We start from the raw sequence: 16,673 nt of genomic DNA, 5'->3' as shown, positions 1-16,673 counted from the left end.
TTATGATGAAATTTTTTTTAACTTTAATCGGTTTGGTTCTATTTTTTGCAAGTTGCGAAAAAACAGGTGATTGCATAAAATCGAGCGGACAACTGACATCTAAAATTTATGAAGGTATCTTGTTCAATAAAATAATTGTTCATAAAGGAATTGCTTTGGTGATAACCCAAGGCGACCAATATAAAGTTGAGGTAAGAACCGGCGAAAATTTAATTAATGACATTGAAGTGAAGGTATTCGATAATACATTGACTTTAGAAGACAACACAACTTGCAATTGGGTTCGCGAATATGGAGAAACGGTAATTTATGTTACGGCACCAAACATAACGGATATTTATTGTAAAACCGAAAAAAATATTTCTTCTAACGGTATTTTAACCTATCCAAACTTGCATTTGGTTTCCATGGACAATGTGGATGGGTATAAAGGTATAGGAACAGGGGATTACATCCTCCAAATTGACAATCAAAATTTATTCATCGAAAACAACAATCTTTCACGCTATTTTATTTCCGGTAAAACCAATGAAATGAATGTGAATTTCTATGAAAACGGAGGGATATTTCATGGAGAAAATTTGTTTTCTAACACAATTAGACTTTACCATAGAGGATCAAACGATATGTTTGTGCATCCCATTAATGTCATTACGGGTGATATCTATAATGTTGGGGATGTGTATTGCAATTCAAGGCCTCCAATATTTCCAGTTGTTCAGCATTATCGCGGAAGATTGATTTTTGATTAATGTCTGTGTTCAGAAAATTTTAGGAACTTAAAAATCTCTCTTATTTCTTAGTTATCTCCCTAAAAAGCGTTTCTAGATTTTTATTTTTCTGATTGAGCTGTAACGTTTTTAGGCCATTGTCACGGGCAAAATCAAAAACAGCTGGACGCATGTCGGTGTCGGAAACAAAAGTCAATTCCCAAATCATATCATGGGTATTTTTATAGGATTTTAAATTAGGGATTTTAGCAATAGCTTCTTCCTCGATTTTGTAATCAAATTCCACTTCGATGACTTGCTCTTTATCAGCCGAAATTAATTTATCCAGTTTTTTATCCGTAACAATTTTCCCGTTGTTGATGATAATCACGCGATCGCAAATGGCTTCTACTTCCTGCATGATATGGGTAGAAAGAAAAACGGTTTTGTCTTTCCCAACATTTTTAATCACATTTCTAATTTCTAATAATTGGTTTGGATCTAGTCCTGTCGTAGGTTCGTCTAAAATCAAAACATCTGGATTGTGTAATAGTGCACTAGCCAATCCCACGCGCTGACGAAACCCTTTAGACAATTGTCCAATTTTCTTGTAACTTTCAGATGATAATCCAGTGAGTTGAATCACTTCTTCGATTCTGGATTTTGGCATTTTATACACGTCAGCATTAAACTCCAAATATTCCCTCACATATAAATCTAAATATAACGGATTGTGCTCCGGTAAGTATCCTATAGATTCTTGAACGGCTTTTTGTTGCAAATTCACGTCATTTCCGTTCACCAACGCCGAGCCTTCATCCGCAGCAATATAGGTTGTCAATATTTTCATTAATGTTGATTTTCCAGCACCATTCGGGCCAAGAAAACCCACGATTTCTCCTTTTTTTATTGAAAAAGAGATGTTGTCTAGCGCTTTTTGGGTACCGTAACTTTTCGAAATATTATTTACTTCTATTGACATCATTTATTATTTGGAACAAAAGTAAACAGAAAAATCATTGAATTATTGTTTTTTAAGAGACAATCTATTCCTTTAAAAATTAATTTTATTACACTTGGATGCTGAAGTTATTCCCTTTTGTTAATAAATTAATTGGAAATGACAAACGAAGAAGGCTTATAAAAGTTTAAAACAGTTGTTTAAATGTAATTTTTTTGATTTTTTTTGATAATTATATATCAAAATACCTTTTAAATTGGTAATTCTCCTTTTGTTCAATAAAACGCTGCTTTTTTTTGGGGGAGCTAAAAATTATTTATACATTTGCGAAGATTTAATAAAATAAAGAAAACAAAATGTCCAATAACCGTTTTTATTTTAGCAACACTTATTACTTCTTCTTTAGGAAGTAAGGATTGTGCTATGGTTATTTGAGAAACAAGAAACAAATAAAACTAATATACAATCCTGATGAAAATCGGGATTTTTTTTTGAGTATATGAGAACAAAAATTGCAATACAAGGTATTAAAGGTTCTTTTCATCATCAAGTGGCACAGGAATGCTACAATAAGGATGTTGAAGTGGACGAATGCCTGTCGTTTGAAGAGTTGATTGACAGTTTGATGTCAGGCAAATCAGATCAAGCGGTCATGGCCATTGAAAACTCCATTGCAGGGCCAATTATTCCAAATTATGCTTTGATTGACAAAAATAATTTACACATAATAGGGGAGCATTATTTAGATATTCATCAAAATTTAATGGCTTTAAGGGGGCAGAAAATGGAGGATATTCAAGAAGTACATTCCCACCCGATGGCATTATTGCAATGTATGGAGTTTCTGAAAAAACATCCCAATATAAAATTGGTTGAAGATAAAGATACGGCCGAAACCGCAAGAAGAATCCATGAAAACCAATTAAAAGGTATTGCGGCAATTGCCAGTAAAACGGCATCGGAAATGTACGATTTAGAAATTCTGGCTCCCGAAATTCAAACCATAAATAATAACATGACCCGATTTGTTATCATCAAAAAAGAAAATTCATTTGTTGCAGAAAATGAAATTAATCGGGCTTCCATTAAATTTGAATTGGATCACAAACGTGGGAGTTTGGCGGCAGTTTTGAATGTAATGAGCGATTGCAAGTTGAATTTAACTAAAATCCAATCTTTGCCCAAAATAGAAACGCCTTGGAAATATTCCTTTTTCGTAGATGTTACATTCGAAAAATATGAGGATTACGCCAAAGCAAAATTACTGTTAGAAATTATGGCCGAATACTTTAAAGTGTTGGGCGAATATAAAAATACAAAGCCATGATTACCACAGCGAAACGTTTAGAAGTTGTCGAAGAATACTATTTTTCTTCAAAACTGAGAGAGGTGCGACAACTGATTTCTGAAGGGAAACCCGTTATCAATATGGGAATTGGTAGTCCAGATTTATCCCCTTCACAAGCGGTTATTGACGCAGTAGTTTTGGCGATGCAAGAAGAAAACGCACATCAATACCAAAGTTATCAGGGGTTGCCGGAATTGAGAAAAGGGATGGCCAATTTTTACCAGAACAACTTTATGGTGGAGTTAAATCCGAATACGGAGATTTTGCCTTTAATGGGTTCAAAAGAAGGGATTATGCATATTTCACTGGCTTTCTTGAATGAAGGTGACCAGGTTTTGATTCCAAATCCAGGATATCCAACCTATACTTCAGTGACGAATTTGGTTGGCGCAGTGCCTGTTTATTATGATTTAAATGAAGTTAATAATTGGGAACCTGATATAGAAACTTTAGAAAAGTTGGATTTGTCCAAAGTAAAAATCATGTGGATGGGTTATCCACACATGCCAACAGGAGCGAGAGGAAGTTTGCAATTGTTTGAAAAATTAGTGGCTTTCGCCAAAAAACATGACATCCTATTAGTTAATGATAATCCGTATAGTTTTGTGTTGAATGACAATCCGATGAGTTTGTTGCAAGTGGAAGGAGCAAAAGATGTAGCGTTGGAACTGAATTCACTATCCAAAACCTTCAATATGGCAGGTTGGCGAGTGGGAATGGTTTTAGGAAATGCAGCTTGTATCGATGCGGTTTTGAAAGTAAAAAGCAACATGGACAGCGGAATGTTTTTCGGGATTCAAAAAGGAGCAATCGAGGCTTTAAAAAGTGACAAGACTTGGTTTCAATCGATGAATTCGATTTATAGAAAACGCAGAATTCTTACCGAACAACTAGCTGAGAAATTAGGATGTAAAGTATACAAAGAAGGTGTTGGATTATTTGTTTGGGCCAAATTGCCAGCCGGAATCACATCTGCAGAAGATTTTATTGATAAGATATTATACGAAAAATCAATTTTTATTACGCCGGGAACTATTTTTGGTTCAAATGGTGAAGGGTATATCCGATTTGCATTATGTGTAAAAGAGGAAAAAGTTCAAGAGGCAATTTTGAGAATTACGAATTGAAAATTATGAATTACGAATTTGGGGGTTATTATAACTTTCAACTTTATAACTTTAAGACTTTATGACTAATGTTTACGTAATAGGAATAGGATTAATAGGTGGTTCAATGGTATTGGACATCAAATCTCTACATCCGAAAGCGACTATTTATGGAATTGACAGTAACGAAAGTCATTTGCAAGAAGCCATAGCTTTAGGAGTTATTGATGCAACGGCGACCTATGAAGATTTGGTCGATGCTGATTTCGTAATTGTTTCAGTTCCTGTAGATATTGCGCTTACAGTTTTGCCTAAAGTTTTGGATTCTATTGGCGAGAATACCATCGTTTTTGAAGTAGGTTCTACCAAAACGCCTGTTTGCGAAGCAGTTGCCCACCATCCTAAAAGAAGAAATTTTATAGCAACGCATCCTATTGCGGGAACAGAATTTTCCGGACCTTCGGCAGCAATAAAAGGTTTGTTTCGAGGGAAAACAAACATCATTTGTGAGGTAGAGAAGACCACTTTTAAATTGCAGGAAAAAGCAGTAGAACTGTTTAAAAGCATGGGAATGAGAATCCGGTATATGGATCCGAAATCGCACGACAAACATATTGCCTATGTGTCGCATTTGTCCCACATTAGCGCATTTATGCTAGGCAAAACGGTGATCGATAAAGAAAAAGACGAACAAGATATTTTTGATATGGCGGGTTCTGGATTTGAAAGTACGGTTCGATTAGCGAAAAGTTCCCCGGCGATGTGGACGCCCATTTTTAAACAAAATAATAAACAAGTGGTAAAAACATTGGAGGAATATATTTCCAATTTATCAAAGTTCAAAGAGTTATTGCTGAATGAGGATTATGATGCAATTTACAATGAAATGCAAAGTGTGAATAAAATAAAAGAAATATTAAACGGAATGAAAAAATAGTCAGTTGCAGTCTACAGTAAAAACGAACAACACAAAATAAAATAATAAAAAACAAAAATTAGAAAAGATGGAAAATAAGAAAGAAATGAGAAATTGGTTGAACGAATTCAATTTGACTCATCCATTTGTGATAGCAGGACCTTGTAGTGCTGAAACCGAAGAACAAGTTTTGAAAATTGCACATGAATTGAAAGATTCAGACGTAAGCGTTTTTAGAGCTGGAATCTGGAAACCAAGAACGCGTCCGGGAGGATTTGAAGGTGTTGGTGAAATCGGATTGAAATGGTTGAAAAAAGCAAAAGCGGAAACAGGATTGCTAATGGGAACGGAAGTTGCTACTGCGGCTCACTGTAAATTGGCTTTAGAAAATGATATCGACGTTTTATGGGTTGGCGCTCGTACAACTGCAAATCCGTTTGCAGTTCAAGAGATTGCCGATACTTTGAAAGGAACCGACAAAATTGTATTGATTAAAAATCCGGTGAATCCTGATATGGCTTTATGGTTGGGTGGTGTAGAGCGTTTGTATGCTGCCGGAATCAAAAATTTAGGAGTTATTCACAGAGGTTTTTCTACTTACGAAAAAACAAAATATAGAAACATTCCAGAATGGCAAATTGCTATTGAATTGCAAAATAAATTCCCTGATTTACCTTTAATTATTGACCCATCACATATTACAGGAAATCGCGATATGATTCTTGAAGTAACGCAAGAGGCTTTAGATTTGAATTATGATGGGATGATTATCGAAACGCATACCGATCCCGATAATGCCTGGAGTGATGCTGCACAACAAGTAACTCCTGACGCTTTGAAACAAATTTTTAAGGATTTGAAAGTTAGAAAAGTGAGCGGTGATACCGATGAGTTTGCCAATAAAATGACAAAATTGAGAGCTAATATCGATGTTTTGGATGCTAATTTATTGGAATTGTTAGGAAAACGAATGAAAGTAGCTGACGAAATTGGTCAAGTGAAAAAAGATGCTAATGTTGCCGTTCTTCAAAATAACCGTTGGAATGAAATCCAAGTAAAAATGATAGCTGAAGGCGCAAAAAAAGGATTGACTGAAGAGTTTATCGTTAAATTATTCAAAGGAATTCACCAAGAAAGTATCGAACATCAAGAAAAAATATTGAATTCTTAATAAGTATTTTCCATAAAATGAATCTCCACAGTTTTTGAATTGTGGGGATTTTTTATTTTTTGACAATAAGAAATACCCCATACTTTTAATTTTTCCCAGACATAAAATAGGAACAGGCGTAGTAAACCTGAAACAAACTAATTACCTTTGCAGTTATGACAGGAACCGTTTATAAATCTACAGGAAGTTGGTACACCGTGAAATCCGAACAAGGAGATTTTATGGAATGCCGTATGAAAGGGAAATTTCGCATGAAAGGCATCAAAAGTACCAATCCGATTGCTGTGGGGGATATTGTAGATTATGAGCTCGAAGAAACATCGGACACCGTAACGGGAACAATCCATAAAATTCACGACAGGAAGAATTATATCGTTCGAAAATCGGTCAACTTGTCGCACCAAATGCACATTATTGCTTCAAATATTGATCGGGTTTTCTTACTGGTTACTATAAATAATCCACCAACTACATTTAATTTTATTGATCGGTTTTTGGTAACTGCCGAAGCCTACGGAATTGAAACTGTTTTGGTATTTAATAAAATAGATACTTTTGACGAAGCTACCCTTAACGAGCAATTGTATATGCAACACGTGTACCAAGAAATTGGATATAAATGCCTGCGCGTTTCTTCGACTGAAATGAAAGGGATTGAAGCATTAAAAGAAATGATGATTGGCAAAGTGAGTATGTTTTCTGGGCATTCTGGTGTGGGAAAATCAACATTGGTCAATGCCATGGAACCTTCTTTGCATTTAAAAACAAAAACGATTTCCGAAGCCAGCAAGCAAGGACAGCACACGACGACTTTTGCAGAAATGTATGATTTGTCTTTTGATGCCCGAATTATTGACACGCCCGGAATCAAAGGTTTTGGCATGGTTGATATGGAACCAGCAGAAATCAGCGGTTATTTTCCGGAGTTTTTTAAGCTCAAAGACCAATGCAAGTTTAATAATTGCCTGCATAAAGACGAGCCCCATTGTGCCATCAAAGCTGCATTAGAAAAAGACGAGATCGCTTGGTCTCGCTATAAAAGTTATTTGAAGATTTTGGAAGGAGATGATGAGCATTACCGCACCGACATTCACAATGAGGACAGGATTATAAGTGATAAATCGAGGGAGTAAAAATCTCAAAAATCAATTTCAATAATGAAAGTTGTAATCCAAAGAGTTTCTGAAGCTTCCGTAACAATTGATTCTAAAATCGTGGCCGAAATCCAAAAAGGACTGTTAGTTCTAGTCGGAATTGAAGATGCCGATACTAAAGAAGATATTGATTGGTTAGCGAGCAAAGTTGTAAATCTTCGCATTTTTGGTGACGAAAATGACGTGATGAATATGTCTGTTCAAGATGTTGGTGGAGATATAATTGTGGTAAGCCAGTTTACGCTCCATGCCCTAACCAAAAAAGGGAATCGCCCTTCTTACATCAAAGCATCAAAACCAGAAATTGCCATTCCGTTGTACGAAAATTTCGTAAAAAAACTGGAAATCGAATTGGGAAAGAAAGTGCAAACTGGCATTTTTGGAGCGGATATGAAAGTGTCATTGCTCAATGACGGGCCGGTAACGATACTAATTGACAGTAAAAACAGAGAATAATTTACGCTTTAGGAATTCCAAAAAACCTAGGGCAGACATTTCTGTTTTTATTTAAAAACGTACATTCCATAACGCTTCGATTTCTAAGAAAAGAATATATTGATTTTCTTACTTCTACAAAATCCCTTATTTCACGCGTGTTTACAATGATTTGTTTTCTTTTGAAAAAAAGTGAAATATCCCCAATATTAGTGATTTCTTTTATGATTTTCGTTTTCTAATTTTGAGAAAATCATTTATAAATCTTTAAAAAAAAATTAGTATGCCATTTGAAAATTTAAACAACGTGCATTACACGGTGGCCGAAAAAACAGCCGTAGCAACCAGCTTGACCGCACTAGAAACGGCTTTGACCGCAAAATTGAGAAACCTCTCTGCCGATGAACGCAAAAAATACGGGAGCATCAATGAGCAAAACAAGTTGATTGTGAACAAATCCAGAGATTTTAGAAACAACCAGCCTACCTTGAGTAGTCCCGATGTGGACTGGGTTGAATTTCAAAACGATTTTGACTCCAGAGATTTTATTCAAGCCACTATTGCCAGACTGCAAAGCATGATTGACGGTCTTGAAAACAACAAGATCCTACATGATTTTGACAACTATCAAGCGGCACTTACCGATTATGGCTATAGTCAATATAAAGCAGGAACTAAAATTGCCGGTTTCGAAAATAAAGTAAACGAACTGTCTCAGTTTTTTAGCAGAACGGGTACTGCAAGTCCAGCCGTCGATACGCCGCCAGTAATTTAGGTTGCAAAAACCAAAAGTAAATACCCTTTTAGAAGTATCATTCTAAAAGGGTATTTTTTTTGTGCTTATGTCAAAAACGCCAAATTTGGCGTCTGGAACGTGAAACTTTACGTCAGGAACATCAAATTTGGCATCATACAACGTGAAGTTTTACGTCAGGAACGTAAAATTTGGCGTCAATGACGTGAAGTTTCACGTTTTTGGCATTCTTTCTGGGTTCTAGACTCTTCGTAGGGTTAAATTCCACAATTATATTTATATTTGGGTTTTCTTAACATCTTTGAACATCTTTGTCAAAGTTCAAAACTTTGACAAAGGTTATTTTTTTAACATCTTTAAACATCTTTGCCAAAGTTCAAAACTTTGGCAAAGGTTATTTTTTTTAACATCTTTAAACATCTTTGTCAAAGTTCAAAACTTTGACAAAGATTATATAAACTCATCATTCTAAATGTCCCTGTACCAAAAACTACAAAAAGCCTCCTCCGAAGAAGACGTAAAAGATGCCTACATCAAAGCATTGGGCTTAAAAGAAGTTCAAAAAAATCTTATCGATATTCAAACCAAAGAAATTTGGTTTGAGGCCAAACAAAATGCAAAACTCTCTAGTTATGCCATGTTTACCCAATTGATGCATTATGTGCAAGATGCTTTGAATAAAGGACATTATGTACCGCCTTTTTTATGTGTCATAGATACCCAAAAAGCGGCCATTATGAAAAGTGAAGATGTGATTCCTTTTCTGGAAAAGAAAACCATCAAATGGGGCAAGTCGGCAAGCAGTTATACTCAAGAGGCGCTCGATGCGATATCAGCACATATCGGTACGCACTTTGTGTCGTTTAAGATAGAAACCCACGAAGAAGAGTTTATCAATACCGTAAAAAACGCCATCAAGAAAGGCGATATCATTCGCACACCCATTACGCCCGATAACTTGAAACAAGTTTTTGATAAATGGGTGGCTATGATTGGACAAGAAATTGAAGGCATAAAAGACGAAGAATATGCGCTCTTGTTTTTTGCCGATATTATGCACGATGGCACCGTTAGTACTCATGATAATTTGCCAGCCGAATTGATGCACAAAGACGGCGCGCCCGTATTTGTATTAAACGGAAAAGTATATAAACTGGGCAATACAGAAGGCTACCGCCAGTTTTGGGCCATATACCACAAACCACCTAAAGCGGAATATCGGAATTATTTGCTAGAACGACGTGACAGTTTAATACCCATAGACGAGCGCAGTTTTAAAGGAGCTTATTATACGCCATTGAATGTTGTGGACAAAGCTTATGACAAACTAGCCGAAACGCTAGGCAACAACTGGCAAAAAAGCTACATCGTTTGGGATATGTGTTGCGGCGTGGGCAACCTCGAAGTAAAACACTCCAACCCAAGAAACATTTACATGAGCACCCTAGACGATGCCGATGTAGATGTGATGAAAGCCACTAAAACCTGTGTAGCGGCTACGAGGTTTCAATACGATTATTTGAATGATGATATTGATGATTTTGGTAACATCGATTATTCCTTAACTAATAAAATACCGCAAGGTTTGAGCCAAGCCATAGCCGAGGGGAAAAAGATTTTGATTTTGATTAATCCGCCTTATGGCGAAACAGGTTCTGGAATTGGTAAAGGTGATAAAAACAAAAAGGAAGTTGAACAAACTAAAATAAATGCTTTAATGAAAACCCAGGAGTTGGGTTATGCTAGTAAAGAGTTGTTTGTACAGTTCTTGGTTAGGATTGCAAAAGAAATTCCAACGGCAACTATTGCAATGTTTAGTAAAATGAAATATGTTAACGCTCCAAATTTTGAAAAGTTTAGAGTTGAATGGAATTCAAAATACTTAGGAGGATTTGTAGTGCATAGCAAAGCGTTTGACGGATTAAAAGGAGATTTTCCTATTGGATTTTTAGTTTGGCAAACAAATCAAAAAAAGAAAACATCAATTGCTGAAATTAGTGTTGATGTAATTGATAAAAAGGCAAAACCAATAGGCGCAAAAATTTTTTACAATTTACCTAATAATATATTTCTAAATATTTGGATTGATAAACCAAATACGAATGATGAATTAGCTTTGCCTTTATCAAACGCAACAACAATATCGAACAATCCTAGACTAAAAAAGTCTTGTGACGGAATGGTTGGGTTTTTCTATGCAAGTAACAATGACTTGCAACATGCAGGACAAGAAACACTTATCTCATCTTCAATTTTTACTGGAGGAAATGGAGGTGGTTTGTATATTACACCTGAAAATCTTTGGCAAGTTGCTATTGTTTATTCAGTAAGAAGATTAATAAAACAAACTTGGCTCAATGACCGTGACCAGTTTTTAATCCCAACCGAGCCTTTAACCGAGGAATTCAAAAACGATTGTTTAATCTGGATGTTGTTTAACGGTAGTAACCTCACCGCCAGTGCCAATGACTTAGAATGGAATGATAAAAAATGGAGTATAGTCAATCATTTTATCCCCTTTACCGAAGAAGAAGTAGGTGCTAATGATCGGTTTGAAAGTGATTTTATGGTGCGGTATTTAGCAAACCTCACCCCTGTCAGGGTTTCAAACCCTGACAGGGGTAATAAACCAAGTTGGGCAAGCCCTGAAGCCAAAGCCGTTTTAGCCGAAGGCAAAAAACTATGGCAAGCCTATTTTGCAAACACTGATGTAAGAGCCGTTCGTGAGGAATTAAAACTTAACCGAGCTGATGTAGGTTGGTATCAAGTTAGAAATGCTTTAAAAAAGAGAAACGAAAGTGGCGATTATCAACCCGTTTCATTCAAACCCTTTGAAGAAGCTTATAAAACTTTGAGCGAAAAACTGCAACCTATGGTGTATGAATTAGGGTTTTTGAGGGTGTAGTTAGCTGGTTTTCAACCTTTGTCAAAGGTGTCCAAAGATGTCAAGAAAATAACCTTTATCAAAGTTCAAAACTTTGACAAAGGTGTCCAAAGATGCCAAGAAAATGATCTTTATCAAAGATCAAAACTTTGACAAAGACTTAAAAAAATAAAACAAAGACATGGACATTAGAAATGAAATTTTAGAACCTGATACATATTATCACATTTATAACAGAGGAATAAATAGTGATAAAATATTTAGTTCAGAAGAAAATTATTTGTTCTTTTTGTCAAAATTTGCTACTTATATAAATCCTGTTTGTGATGTATTTGCCTATTGTTTAATGCCTAATCATTTTCATTTTTTAATAAAAGTCAAATCAGAAAGTGAGATTGAAACTTTTGTCAAAGTTCAAAACTTTGATAAGGGAGACAAAGCCAAACAAGAGAAAGGGCTACATTCTTTTGATTCAATAGTAAGCAAACAAATTGGTAAATTTATAAGCAGTTACAGTCAGGCTTACAACAAATTTACTAATAGACACGGTGCGCTACTAGAATCACCATTTAAAAGAAAACGAATTGATTCAGAGGAATATTTGAGAAATTTAATTATTTACATCCATTTAAATCCAATCGATTTAAAACAAAATTTTGAAACCTATAAGTTTTCCTCTTATAAATCAATTTTGTCAAATTCTAAAACGAATTTAAAACGTGAAGAAGTAATAAAATCCTTTGGAGATCTTGAGAACTTTATTTATTCTCACAGTCATCCTCCAAAATTTGATTTTGAATTTTAATAATCTTAACCTTGTAACCTTTGTCAAAGTTCAAAACTTTGACAAAGGTTATTAAAAACAAACCCATGAACCTAAAAAATGCCCAACTAGACGTAGACACTTGGATCAAAGAACATGGTGTTCGCTATTTTAACGAACTCACCAACATGGCACAACTTACGGAAGAAGTAGGTGAAGTAGCCCGAATCATTGCCCGACGTTACGGAGAACAATCCGAAAAAGAAAGCGACAAAAACAAAGACCTTGGCGAAGAATTGGCCGACGTAGTTTTTGTGGTGTTGTGCTTGGCCAACCAAACCGGAATCGATTTGCAAGCCGCTTTCGACAAGAAAATGGATCTAAAATCGATACGCGACAAAGACCGCCACAAAAACAACGAGAAGCTTAAATAATTTATGAATTGTAAATGCTAAATTGTAAATTGCGCCCGCATTAATAACATACTGTTTTTAAAAATGGATTTACTTTTACATTCACAATTCACAATTCGCAATTCACAATTAAGTATTACCGGATCTAAAAGTGAAACCAACAGATTGTTGCTGTTGCAGGCTTTATACCCTAATATTACCTTAGCCAATACCTCTAATTCGGATGACTCAGAAGTAATGCAAAAGGCATTAATAGGGAATGAAGAAGTAATAGACATTCATCATGCGGGAACGGCTATGCGTTTTCTTACCGCTTATTTTGCCGTAAATGAAGGTCGTGAAGTAGTGTTAACAGGGTCCGCCAGAATGCAGGAACGCCCTATCAAAATTTTGGTTGAAGCGCTAGAACAGTTGGGCGCACAGATTTCGTATGAAAAAGAAGTGGGCTATCCACCCATTAGAATCAAAGGTCAAAAGATTACCGCTTCAAAAGTAACTATGGCTGCCAATGTAAGTAGCCAATATATTTCTGCTTTATTGTTGATTGCACCCAAACTTGAAAATGGATTGGAGTTGACGTTGGAAGGGGAAATCACATCTGTTCCCTACATTAAAATGACCTTAGCCTTGTTGAATGATTTAAACATTCAAACCAGTTTTGAAGGGAATAGCATCAAAGTATATCCAAAACAAGAAGTGGAAACTAAAATAATGACCGTAGAATCCGATTGGAGTTCGGCATCTTACTTTTTTAGTTTGGTCGCTTTATCTCAGGATTCCTCAATTGCATTGACCAGTTATAAAGAAAGCAGTTTACAAGGTGATTCTGCTTTGGTAGCCATCTATAAACAAATGGGGGTTGAAACAATATTTGAAGGCAATAAAATTACTTTAATAAAACAGCCTAATTTTATACCTCAAACGTTAAACTTGGAGCTTAATAACACTCCAGACATTGCGCAAACTATCGTGGTAACTTGCCTTGGACTAGGAATAGGTTGTTGTTTAACAGGACTTCATACCCTAAAGATTAAAGAAACAGACAGACTAGAAGCACTTCGAATTGAAATGACAAAATTGGGAGCCTCCATTTCTGTTACCAATGATAGTTTGACTTTAGAGTCGTCTTCAAAAATAAATTCCAATATAAAAATTGCCACATATAACGACCACAGAATGGCAATGGCATTTGCACCATTAGCGCTTAAAGTGCCAATAATTATCGAAAATGCCGAAGTTGTCTCGAAATCCTATCCTGATTTTTGGGAAGATTTAAAAGGTCTAGGTTTCAAAATTTCTGAAAAATAAAACTTCGTGACTTGGCGTCTTTGTGGCAAAAGGTAAAATAAACATCAAAACACTTGACAACGCCTGTCTCACAGTTGTATATTTGCAAACGATTATTAATTATGGACTCAAAACCCCTAATTTATAATTCATAACTCATAACATTCTAAAATGAAATTATCACATTTTCAATTCAATTTACCAAAAGAACTTTTAGCGGAATATCCTGCCGAAAACAGAGATGAAGCCCGTTTAATGGTTATTAATAGAGAGAAAAAAACTATCGAGCACAAGACGTTCAAGGACGTTATTGATTATTTTGATGATGGCGACGTTTTAATATTAAATAATACCAAAGTTTTTCCAGCGCGTTTGTATGGAAACAAAGAAAAAACAGGTGCAAGAATTGAAGTTTTCTTGTTGAGAGAATTGAATGCGGAACAACGCCTTTGGGATGTACTTGTAGATCCGGCACGTAAAATCAGAATTGGCAATAAATTGTATTTTGGTGATGACGATTCGCTAGTGGCTGAAGTAATCGATAATACTACCTCACGAGGAAGAACATTACGTTTTCTTTACGACGGTTCTTATGAAGAATTCAGAAATAAACTGACAGAACTAGGAGAAACTCCAATCCCAAAATATATCAGCAGAGACGTAACTCCTGAAGATGCGGAACGATACCAAACCATTTATGCAAAAGAAGAAGGAGCTGTTGCGGCACCAACTGCGGGTTTGCATTTCTCCAAACAATTACTGAAACGATTAGAAATTAAAGGAGTGAATTTTGCTGAAGTTACCTTACACGTAGGTCTTGGGACTTTCAATCCAGTTGAAGTAGAAGATTTGTCTAAACACAAAATGGATTCTGAAGAATTGCGAATCTCTCAAGATGCTTGCGATATTGTAAACGCTGCAAAAGTAAAAAAGAAGCGTATTTGCGCAGTTGGAACCACTTCCATGCGTGCCGTGGAAAGTTCAGTTTCATCAGCCAGAACATTAAATCCTTTTGATGGTTGGACAAATAAATTTATCTTTCCACCACATGATTTTAGTATCGCTACCTGTATGATTACAAATTTTCATACCCCAAAATCTACATTAATGATGATGGTTTCTGCATTTTGTGGTCATGATTTAATGAAAAAAGCCTATGAAGAGGCAATCAAAGAAGAATATAAATTTTATTCTTATGGAGATGCAATGTTAATTATTTAATCTGTTCTGATAAATTATCAGGATGGTTTAAAAATTTTATATCAATCAAAAATCTCGTTAGTAATAGCGAGATTTTTTTATTTGGATTATCTGCTGAAATGTTTTTTAGATAACTTTGAAATGGTTCTTGACTTCCAAATTCACTAATTTTTTTATTTGCAAGAGGAGAACACTTCATAAAATGATACTATTGTTCATAGATAATCAAGGATGATGGGTCATCTTTACAAACAAAACGGATTAATTTTCTAATCCGTGTTTTGTTTGTAAAAAAAATGAGTTTTACTATTCAGTTCTTACAACTCTGAATCCAATATAATTTCCTTTTGATACAGCAGAAAAGTAACGGTTGGACACTCTGCTAAATTGGGCAACATCTCTCCAACTCCCACCTCGTATTATGTGACATTTTTTTGCAACCGGTTCAGTGACAACAGGGTTTGTTTGGTTGCCATCAGAATAATCAGAATACCAATCAAAGCACCATTCATATGTATTTCCAGACATGTCATACAGTCCAATTTCGTTGGGCATTTTTGTTCCTACAGCATTGGTTCTACCTTCGCTGTTTGCCTTTCCCCAACCTACTAATTCTAAGCTTTTACCACCGCTATATTTGTAACCTCTAGCTAGAATTCCTCCTTTTGCTGCATATTCCCATTCAGCTTCAGTAGGTAAACGAAAGTTTCTGCCAGTTTTATCGCTGAGCCATTCCGTATAAGATACGGCTTCTTCCCACGTGATATTAACAATTGGATTATTGTCATCCCAACCCCATTCAGGCGTCATTGGCATTTTTTTTCTTGTTTCTGTACAAAACGATTTCCATTGTTTAACGGAAGTTTCTTTGTCAGCTATACTAAAAGAGGATAAACTCACCATATGAATTGGTTGCTCATCTTTTTCGCCTTCAGGACTGTTATCTCCCATCAGAAAAGTTCCTGCTGGAATTGTAATCATTTCATGAAGCCCTTGAGATTGCATCCCATTGACAACAAAGAGCAATAAAAGCAAAGCATAAGAGAATTGATTTTTCATATTTATTCTAATTTAAAAGTTATAAAAAAAATATTTAAGTATATTAAGAGTTAAAAAAATAAATATCTTTCAAAAAATTTGTTGAATAGTTTGAAATTAGGATGTTTAAAGCATATTTAATAAAACATTAAAATACATCATTATTTCAGACTAAAAGACCAAAATAGTAAAAATATATTCATGAATCCGTTAAAAGGGTAAAAAATATTTAAAAAATATATTTATCTGCGTTTTATCAACGATAAAAAATACGAGTTAACAATCTAAAAAAACAAAGGTTTGTCTATTTATAATTGCGAAGTAACAATTCTAAAATGCAAATGAACAATCACAAATTTACTTGCAATTGTTCTAATATCGTATTCCATTCCTGCAACGTTTATTAATTATTTTTTTTAATAATGGAACTTTTCAAGTTGTTTTTGTCGGTCATTTTTGAAAGTAATTTTGTTGCCTTAATTTGCCGAGCGGATATGTTTTTCTGTTTTTGTATATATGATAAAAATATATAA

General features: G+C 35.1%; 15 protein-coding genes. 13 read left to right on the top strand and 2 right to left on the bottom strand.

The annotated features are described in order from the left end of the window. Nucleotides 1-2 precede the first annotated feature (2 nt). Nucleotides 3-752, top strand: a complete 750-nt coding sequence (locus DB895_RS03155) for a head GIN domain-containing protein (protein ID WP_116723907.1) — start codon at nt 3-5, stop codon at nt 750-752. A 40-nt stretch (nt 753-792) separates the two neighbouring features. On the opposite strand, the gene gldA is transcribed toward DB895_RS03155, so the two are convergent. Beyond that, nucleotides 793-1,692, bottom strand: a complete 900-nt coding sequence (gene gldA / locus DB895_RS03150; protein WP_116723906.1) for a gliding motility-associated ABC transporter ATP-binding subunit GldA — start codon at nt 1,690-1,692, stop codon at nt 793-795. A gap of 478 nt (nt 1,693-2,170) precedes the next feature. Between gldA and DB895_RS03145 the strand changes: the two genes are divergently transcribed. From DB895_RS03145 to queA, 12 genes are all read left to right on the top strand, one after another. After that, nucleotides 2,171-2,998: a prephenate dehydratase gene (locus DB895_RS03145; RefSeq protein WP_116723905.1), complete on the top strand. Its 828-nt coding sequence runs from the start codon at nt 2,171-2,173 to the stop codon at nt 2,996-2,998. Beyond that, nucleotides 2,995-4,146 carry an aminotransferase class I/II-fold pyridoxal phosphate-dependent enzyme gene (locus DB895_RS03140; RefSeq protein ID WP_116723904.1) on the top strand — a complete coding sequence of 384 codons (1,152 nt, stop codon included), beginning with the start codon at nt 2,995-2,997 and terminating at the stop codon, nt 4,144-4,146. Before DB895_RS03145 ends, DB895_RS03140 begins: the two co-directional genes overlap by 4 nt. A gap of 61 nt (nt 4,147-4,207) precedes the next feature. Further along, entirely contained in the window at nt 4,208-5,062 is an 855-nt protein-coding gene (locus DB895_RS03135) for a prephenate dehydrogenase (protein WP_116723903.1), read from the top strand. Nucleotides 5,063-5,129: 67 nt separating this feature from the next. Then, entirely contained in the window at nt 5,130-6,212 is a 1,083-nt protein-coding gene (locus DB895_RS03130; protein ID WP_116723902.1) for a bifunctional 3-deoxy-7-phosphoheptulonate synthase/chorismate mutase type II, read from the top strand. A 155-nt stretch (nt 6,213-6,367) separates the two neighbouring features. Continuing rightward, entirely contained in the window at nt 6,368-7,345 is a 978-nt protein-coding gene (gene rsgA / locus DB895_RS03125) for a ribosome small subunit-dependent GTPase A (protein ID WP_116723901.1), read from the top strand. A 24-nt stretch (nt 7,346-7,369) separates the two neighbouring features. After that, nucleotides 7,370-7,822: a D-aminoacyl-tRNA deacylase gene (dtd, locus tag DB895_RS03120; protein WP_116723900.1), complete on the top strand. Its 453-nt coding sequence runs from the start codon at nt 7,370-7,372 to the stop codon at nt 7,820-7,822. A 262-nt stretch (nt 7,823-8,084) separates the two neighbouring features. Beyond that, complete coding sequence (locus DB895_RS03115) at nt 8,085-8,576, top strand: hypothetical protein (RefSeq protein ID WP_116723899.1); 492 nt, start codon at nt 8,085-8,087, stop codon at nt 8,574-8,576. Between the two features lie 451 nt (nt 8,577-9,027). Beyond that, nucleotides 9,028-11,460, top strand: coding sequence for a hypothetical protein (locus tag DB895_RS03110; RefSeq protein ID WP_116723898.1), 2,433 nt, complete (start codon nt 9,028-9,030; stop codon nt 11,458-11,460). A 160-nt stretch (nt 11,461-11,620) separates the two neighbouring features. Beyond that, nucleotides 11,621-12,244, top strand: a complete 624-nt coding sequence (locus DB895_RS03105) for a transposase (RefSeq protein WP_116723897.1) — start codon at nt 11,621-11,623, stop codon at nt 12,242-12,244. A gap of 65 nt (nt 12,245-12,309) precedes the next feature. After that, complete coding sequence (locus tag DB895_RS03100; RefSeq protein ID WP_116724080.1) at nt 12,310-12,636, top strand: nucleotide pyrophosphohydrolase; 327 nt, start codon at nt 12,310-12,312, stop codon at nt 12,634-12,636. A gap of 63 nt (nt 12,637-12,699) precedes the next feature. After that, nucleotides 12,700-13,923 carry a 3-phosphoshikimate 1-carboxyvinyltransferase gene (aroA, locus tag DB895_RS03095; protein ID WP_116723896.1) on the top strand — a complete coding sequence of 408 codons (1,224 nt, stop codon included), beginning with the start codon at nt 12,700-12,702 and terminating at the stop codon, nt 13,921-13,923. A 150-nt stretch (nt 13,924-14,073) separates the two neighbouring features. Further along, nucleotides 14,074-15,123: a tRNA preQ1(34) S-adenosylmethionine ribosyltransferase-isomerase QueA gene (queA, locus tag DB895_RS03090; protein WP_116723895.1), complete on the top strand. Its 1,050-nt coding sequence runs from the start codon at nt 14,074-14,076 to the stop codon at nt 15,121-15,123. A gap of 285 nt (nt 15,124-15,408) precedes the next feature. Here the strand turns inward: queA and DB895_RS03080 are convergent, their stop codons facing one another. Continuing rightward, nucleotides 15,409-16,161 (bottom strand): formylglycine-generating enzyme family protein, encoded by a 753-nt coding sequence (locus DB895_RS03080; RefSeq protein WP_116723893.1) that lies wholly within the window; start codon nt 16,159-16,161, stop codon nt 15,409-15,411. Between the last annotated feature and the right edge of the window lie 512 nt (nt 16,162-16,673).

This window comes from Flavobacterium psychrotolerans, assembly GCF_003097635.1.
Classification (GTDB): Bacteria; Bacteroidota; Bacteroidia; order Flavobacteriales; family Flavobacteriaceae; genus Flavobacterium; species Flavobacterium psychrotolerans.
The sequence above is the reverse complement of the archived record's forward strand: the minus strand, read 5'-3'. Positions and strand labels throughout refer to the sequence as shown.

Bases quoted from the DNA above. Each gene is read 5' to 3' on its own strand.
- gldA (WP_116723906.1), bottom strand. From the start codon at position 1,692: ATGTCAATAGAAGTAAATAATATTTCGAAAAGTTACGGTACCCAAAAA.
- aroA (WP_116723896.1), top strand. From the start codon at position 12,700: ATGGATTTACTTTTACATTCACAATTCACAATTCGCAATTCACAATTA.
- dtd (WP_116723900.1), top strand. From the start codon at position 7,370: ATGAAAGTTGTAATCCAAAGAGTTTCTGAAGCTTCCGTAACAATTGAT.
- DB895_RS03155 (WP_116723907.1), top strand. From the start codon at position 3: ATGATGAAATTTTTTTTAACTTTAATCGGTTTGGTTCTATTTTTTGCA.
- rsgA (WP_116723901.1), top strand. From the start codon at position 6,368: ATGACAGGAACCGTTTATAAATCTACAGGAAGTTGGTACACCGTGAAA.
- DB895_RS03110 (WP_116723898.1), top strand. From the start codon at position 9,028: ATGTCCCTGTACCAAAAACTACAAAAAGCCTCCTCCGAAGAAGACGTA.
- DB895_RS03130 (WP_116723902.1), top strand. From the start codon at position 5,130: ATGGAAAATAAGAAAGAAATGAGAAATTGGTTGAACGAATTCAATTTG.
- DB895_RS03115 (WP_116723899.1), top strand. From the start codon at position 8,085: ATGCCATTTGAAAATTTAAACAACGTGCATTACACGGTGGCCGAAAAA.
- DB895_RS03145 (WP_116723905.1), top strand. From the start codon at position 2,171: ATGAGAACAAAAATTGCAATACAAGGTATTAAAGGTTCTTTTCATCAT.
- DB895_RS03100 (WP_116724080.1), top strand. From the start codon at position 12,310: ATGAACCTAAAAAATGCCCAACTAGACGTAGACACTTGGATCAAAGAA.
- DB895_RS03105 (WP_116723897.1), top strand. From the start codon at position 11,621: ATGGACATTAGAAATGAAATTTTAGAACCTGATACATATTATCACATT.
- queA (WP_116723895.1), top strand. From the start codon at position 14,074: ATGAAATTATCACATTTTCAATTCAATTTACCAAAAGAACTTTTAGCG.
- DB895_RS03080 (WP_116723893.1), bottom strand. From the start codon at position 16,161: ATGAAAAATCAATTCTCTTATGCTTTGCTTTTATTGCTCTTTGTTGTC.
- DB895_RS03140 (WP_116723904.1), top strand. From the start codon at position 2,995: ATGATTACCACAGCGAAACGTTTAGAAGTTGTCGAAGAATACTATTTT.
- DB895_RS03135 (WP_116723903.1), top strand. From the start codon at position 4,208: ATGACTAATGTTTACGTAATAGGAATAGGATTAATAGGTGGTTCAATG.